We start from the raw sequence: 6,435 nt of genomic DNA, 5'->3' as shown, positions 1-6,435 counted from the left end.
GATAATAAGAGAGCTATTTCTAGCTGACTACTGACTATTGACTACTAGAAACTGTCCAAATATTTGTAGCAAACATTTACCCAATCATTAATAATTAGGGCTTGCTGAAACTATCTAAAAGCATTTACAGATAAAGGTAAGTGCCTTTTTAGGTCTTGAAAAAGTACAAGGTTTTCGTTCTAGGAAGGTCAAAAAGTTACGATTTTGGGCAGAATAATTGCAGAAAAATCAAGGGATAATTCTTCCTCCTACCTCCTCTAAATTCCCCATTCCTCCTGACTTCCCCTCCTGGGAGGGGTTAGGGGTGGGTTGACTCCTACCCTCACCCATAAGACTTTTTCAGCAAACCCTAATTAATAATTATTAATTAAATAATTCAGCTTTCTCTGGCTCCCCTTTCAAGGGGAAAAAAAGTGCTCTTGAATTTCCTTATATTCAATTTCGTAACGGTTTTAACCTTCTTGTAATTATCAATTATCAATTATCCATTATCCATTAATGAACACCCTTGGTATTATAGCAGTTTCCATTTGAATAGACCACAGTAGGGACGTTCCATGGAACATCCCTACAAGGGTTATAATTTTGAATATGTGGTTCAGGAATCTGAAAAGCGCTGTAGGTACTAATACAAGTTTAAAAAATGTTTGCTATAAATAGTTAAGTTGCCGCTTAGGAGTCTGAAATAAGGAATAAAAAAAGCAACAAAATCATAGATTTTATTGCTCTATCATATCGATAATTTTATATAATAAAGAAGCAGTTATATTCAAGATTTCAATTATTCAAGCAAAAATTTATTGCACCTTTATTATATTAAATCCCCTTGATTTAGAGTGTTATAAGAAACCGGGTTTATAGGAGGTAGATGTTAGTATGGTGGATAATTTAATACAAACCCGGAATAATATACTTTTTTATATCGATACTACCAGATTTGATATTACAGGATTTTTAATTAATTCACCAACAGAGCCTCATAATTTCTATTTTTGATAGAAATCTAAAACTTTATTAGTATAGTTAGCAATCTCACCTTGATTATATTGACTTGGGTCTCCTGTCATCCACCATGCTGCTGCTCGACGCACTGCTAATGACTCATCATTACCACTAGCAGCATATTGTTCTTTTAAAATATCTTCCATCACGCATCCCAAAATCTCCCTCGCTTTTGTTGTATTTGCCTCAAACTCTTCTATAGTCATTTCCTCCCCAGTGCAAAGTCTCGACCATCTAGGAATATTATCTGGTTTAATTTGCCAATCGCTATAGAGACCATCATTTTCTGTTCCTGTTTGTGGTGCTGCTAGTCTTAGTGCTTCGACTAATTTCTGAACCTGGGTATTAGATATCTGGGCTTTGACTGGCATTACCCAAATTGCTAAAACAGCGATGATTCCTAATATAAATCTCATAGTGTTTTACCTTTAGCTGGAAGTCAAAACGTAAATTTAGTTTAATATTATATATCAAGTCAAAAGTTTTGGTGTCATCTCAAATTCGGTTAAATTTCCTCACTATAGTTAGTGTAGGAAAATTTTATAGATATCTCCAGAAATTCTCATGACTTACCGACGCATTCGAGCGTTATACGGACTTCTGTGCTGTAAGGTGCATTGCAGGGCACCCTATGGGGGTAGTCCTGCATATTCATTAATGGATAATGGATAATTACCTCTGGTTAAAACCGTAACGGAATTGAATATAAGGAAATATCCAATCTCCCCTCGAGAAGAAAAAAATCATTTTGCTTAATCCTATCCGTTTTAAGGAGAGTTCATTAATTGATAATTGATAATGGCGAACTTGATAATTACAAGAAGGTTTTAACCGCTCGGGAATTGAATATTGGGAAATTCAAGAGCACTTTTTTTCCCCTATCCAAGGGGAGGCTTTCAACCATAATTAATTAATTGTTAATTATTAATTATTGAACCCTCTATTCCTAATTACCTAAATAAAAGCTTTAATTTCTGCAACTAATTTATCAATTTCTGCCTCTCCACTCAAATAATGAACACAAGCTCTCACACAATCTGGGTCAAGAATAGTTCGCACCAGAATTTCTTTGTTTTCTAAATATTCAACCAACTCTTGATGCGATTTACCATTGGTTAACTGGAAAGAAACTAAACCAGATTCTGGGGGTGCTGTGCGTAAACATTTAATCTCAGGAATTTTGGTTAAATTTTCCCATAAATATCTACTCAATTCTTTGATTCTTTCATACCTTTCTGTTATAGTTCCCCATTGATTATGGAGAGCGATCGCTTCCCTTAAACCAGCATATAAAGGATAAGCAGAAGTTGCTATTTCATAACGTCTACCATCTGGTTGCCAACCAATCGGTTTACCAGTTTTATCTTTCAAAACACTCCGCCAACCAATAAAAGTAGGACTTAAACTTTCTCTGGCTTTAGCACTTACATAAAGTCCTCCTAAACCTTCTGGTCCGCACCACCATTTATGACCAGTAAAAGCATAAAAATCAACTTCTGTTTCTGCTAATTTTAAAGGTAAAACGCCTACAGATTGAGCCGCATCAACTAATACTTTAATTGGTGATGGAAATAAATGATGGCACAGTTTGACAATTTCAGTTAATGGTAAAACTTGACCAGTATTCCACAATATATGACTTATTACTAATAATTTTGTATTTGAGCGTAAGTTTTGAGAAATTACTTCTACAGGATTTCCTTCATTTAAAGTTGCCATTATTGGGCAAGTAGAAACCTGTATATTGAAACGTCTTTGAATCTCTTCAATTGTAGCAATAACTCCCGGATGTTCACAATCAGAAAGTAATACATGGTCTCCTGCCTGCCAATCTAAACCCCACAGTGGAATATTACAACCTACCGTAACATCTTCTGTCAAAGTAATAGTATCTGTAGAAACTCCTAATTCAGCAGCTATCGCTCCTCGTATTAAAGCTGCTTCATTTATCACCCACTTGCCAACTTTTTCTGAAAACGGTCCGAGATTTTGTACTTTTTTATAAGAGTCATAAATTGCCTGTAAAGATATTTCAGGCATCGGTCCTTGACCGCCATAATTAAAATAACTTTTATTAGCTAAAGCCGGAAAATTTTGTCGATAATTTGACAATTGGGAAAGATTCTGGTTCATAAAATGATTAATGTTTAACAGCAAAGTTTTGTGCTTGGCAATTATATCATAAATTCTATAATATCTATAATAAAAAATAATATTAATTTAATTACATATTGCTACAGTGACTTTTGTCTTAGGGAGTCAGGAGTCAGGAATCAGGAGGTAAGAATTCTCATAGCTGATAGCTGATAGCTGACGGCTGAATGCTTACATATTTTCTAATTCAGATTTAGTCCGAATAAACTCATTTTCTAATTTAATTAACAGTTTTTCTGCCTCAAATATCAAACCAAGTTTAGCTTTTTCCTCCAGAGAAGCAGAAGTTTTATCCATACCTACAATTCCCAAATATCCACAACTTCCCTTCAAATTGTGAGCGGTTAATTGTAAAGTTTCAGTGTCAAGTTCATCTATAGCTTTTTTCATAGTTGCTAACAGTTGTGAAGTATCCTTAAGAAACAAATTAATCAATTTTTTGAGTACATCTGGTTCACCCTCTATTTGTATTTCTTCCCGAATAGTTGCGAGAACCTCCCAATTAACTAGAGGAACGCTAGAAACAGTTCTTAAGCTGGGAGGGGAAGAGTAAGAAACAAACTCGGATGTTTCTAGTAGCACTTCCGATCCTGAATTTTTATTCGCCAAAATTCTTGTTCCCCAATGTGCCAAAACCCGCTGTAAACCTTGTACTTTAATTGGCTTACTAATATAATCATCCATACCAGTTTGCAGACAAATATCGCGATCGCCCTCCATCGCTCCAGCAGTCATTGCTACAATAACAGGTCTTTTGTCTAACTCTTTGCCATACGTTTCACAGATATATTTTGTTGCTTCCAAACCTCCCATTTCTGGCATTTGTACATCCATCAACACCAAATCATAAGGTACTTGCTCCAGAGCAACCAAAGCTTCTATACCATTACTAACTACATCAGGGGAATAACCCATCCGCCCTAACATCGACAATGCCACCTTTTGATTAATAACATTATCTTCAGCTAGTAAAATTCTTAAAGGTAGTTGTTTCGCCAGATTCTGATTCATATCTACCTGAACTTGATTTTTCATCCGAATTTCCTGATTAGCAAAAACTTGTATCAATACATCGTACAATTGACCGGATTTAATCGGTTTATTCACAAAAGCTTGTAAATCTACCATAACATTATCCGTTGGATAACCGACTGAAGTTAACATTACCAATGGTAGTGTTTTCAATTTTGGCAACTTACGAATTTTAGAAGCCAAATTTAGACCATCCATTTCAGGCATTTGTAAATCTAAAATAGCCAAATCGAAATGTTCACCTCTCATTAGCAATTCTAAAGCTTTTGCACCACTATCTACTCCTGTAGAAATCATATTCCACTTTTTAGTTTGTATTTTTAAAATGAGTCGATTAGTAGGATTATCATCAACTATTAATACTCGTTTACCAGTAAGTTGAGGCTGAGGATTTTGATAAGGTTTAGGGATACTCGGAGCAGTTGTAATTAAGATTGTAAAGTGAAAAGTTGAACCCACAGCAAGAGAATTTGCACAAACCAAATTATTTTGATTCGCAACTACAGGACTTCCTGCCACATTCCCCGCACTTTCTGCCCACATTTGACCGCCCATCATTTCGCATAGTCTCTTAGCGATCGCTAAACCTAAACCAGTACCCCCATATTTACGAGTAGTTGACGAGTCTACCTGAGAAAAAGATTGAAAAAGTCGCTTCAAACCTTCAGGTGGAATACCAATACCAGTATCTCTAACAGCAAAATGGATTTGGTGGGTAGGATATTGAGAATTATCTGAGTTAATTTCTTCAGCAGTGACACTTATTACTACTTCTCCAGAGTCAGTAAATTTAACTGCATTACTAATTAAATTAACTATAATTTGACGCAATCGAGTCACATCCCCCATAATTGCGCAGGGAGTAGAATCATCTATAATATAAGCTAATTCTAGTTCTTTATCTATAGCTTGAGGAACTAGCAAATCTAAACAAGATTCCACGCATTCTCGCAGATCAAAAGCTTGGTTTTCTAACTCTAACTTATTAGCATCAATTTTTGAGAAGTCGAGAATATCATTAATAATAACTAGCAAATTATCTCCACTATCACGGATAATTTCGACAAAGTTTCGTTGTTGGGGATCTAGATGAGTATCTAACAGTAGACTTGTCATTCCTATTACTCCATTCATTGGCGTGCGTATTTCGTGACTCATATTGGCCACAAATTCTGATTTAAGCTTGGCTATTGATTGAGCTTCTTTTAAGGCCGTATCTAATTGCTGATTTTTTTCTTCTAATTCTGCTGCTATCTGAGCTGTTTGTTTCTGGGATTTGGCCACTTTTTGCATATGCACTTTGACCTGTTCAACTGCAGGTGGAAATACAAGGAGTCCCTCTGACAAAATTAGTAATATAGCGAATATCAATAATAAATTTTCAGTCTGCCTAGCTTGCTGAACTTTTTTTGGGCCTCAGCATCATATTGGAAAACAATTTCATTCATCCGTGGCAGAAAATTTGCCTCATTTTCCAGAATTATTTCTACAAAAGGGTTAATATTTTCCTCTGCTGAATTTGAGTTTATAGCTATGAGCAAACCTTTAGCTGCTTTAACTATTGCTTGATAATATTAGTCCATTTCAGCAAACATTTGTTTGACTTTAGGGCTATTATTATTAGCAGGTAATCCTAACTCTGAATCTCCCCACTTTAGTCCCTCATGGGAACGTTGGAATAACTGCACAACATCTTGTAGTTCTTCTTGACGTTGTTTTTTTACTTCTGGGTTGGAGCTAAACTTGATAGCTAATGAAACTTTGCTCAGTTTTTGACTCAGCATTCTTTGACGACCTGCAATGTTAATTACCCGAGAACTGGTAAACTGATATTCTAGAGATTTTTTTGCTATCATTTGTGCAACCAAAAATAACCCCGCAATTACACTGAGTCCGGCAATATAAAGCACCGTAAGGTGGTGAGTTGGAGATTGATTTTGTGTTTTTTTTAACATTTGATTTTTTAAAGTTAATTTTTTTTATATTTGATTATTTTGTAATTATAAATATTTGCGATTTTTTCTTTGATTTTTATTCTAACAGTAGATTAAAGTAAATAGATATAAGTATTTATTTGTATCACTGTAGATTTTTGACCAAAAAATCAGGTCAATCCCTTCCTTTTTCAAGGGGATAAAAAAGGAAATTGAGGTAATTATCCATTATCAATTAATGAAAGGAGGTACTGATAACTGATAACTGAATTGCGCAGTTCCTCCTCCGGAGGCTAACTGATAACTGAAATGA

General features: G+C 35.1%; 5 protein-coding genes. All 5 read right to left on the bottom strand.

The annotated features are described in order from the left end of the window. Positions 1-986: 986 nt before the first annotated feature. Entirely contained in the window at positions 987-1,418 is a 432-nt protein-coding gene (locus tag F6K22_RS27310) for a hypothetical protein (protein WP_293105334.1), read from the bottom strand. A 538-nt stretch (positions 1,419-1,956) separates the two neighbouring features. After that, positions 1,957-3,135 (bottom strand): aminotransferase class V-fold PLP-dependent enzyme, encoded by a 1,179-nt coding sequence (locus F6K22_RS27305; RefSeq protein ID WP_293105332.1) that lies wholly within the window; start codon positions 3,133-3,135, stop codon positions 1,957-1,959. A gap of 192 nt (positions 3,136-3,327) precedes the next feature. Continuing rightward, positions 3,328-5,472 (bottom strand): response regulator, encoded by a 2,145-nt coding sequence (locus F6K22_RS27300; protein ID WP_293105330.1) that lies wholly within the window; start codon positions 5,470-5,472, stop codon positions 3,328-3,330. An 83-nt stretch (positions 5,473-5,555) separates the two neighbouring features. Then, positions 5,556-5,729, bottom strand: coding sequence for a hypothetical protein (locus F6K22_RS27295; RefSeq protein WP_293105328.1), 174 nt, complete (start codon positions 5,727-5,729; stop codon positions 5,556-5,558). A gap of 33 nt (positions 5,730-5,762) precedes the next feature. Further along, a complete protein-coding gene (locus tag F6K22_RS27290; protein ID WP_293105326.1) occupies positions 5,763-6,143 on the bottom strand; it encodes a type IV pili methyl-accepting chemotaxis transducer N-terminal domain-containing protein in 381 nt (126 codons plus the stop codon). Between the last annotated feature and the right edge of the window lie 292 nt (positions 6,144-6,435).

The sequence above is a fragment of the Okeania sp. SIO2F4 genome (assembly GCF_010672385.1).
Lineage (GTDB): Bacteria > Cyanobacteriota > Cyanobacteriia > Cyanobacteriales > Microcoleaceae > Trichodesmium.
The sequence above is the reverse complement of the archived record's forward strand: the minus strand, read 5'-3'. Positions and strand labels throughout refer to the sequence as shown.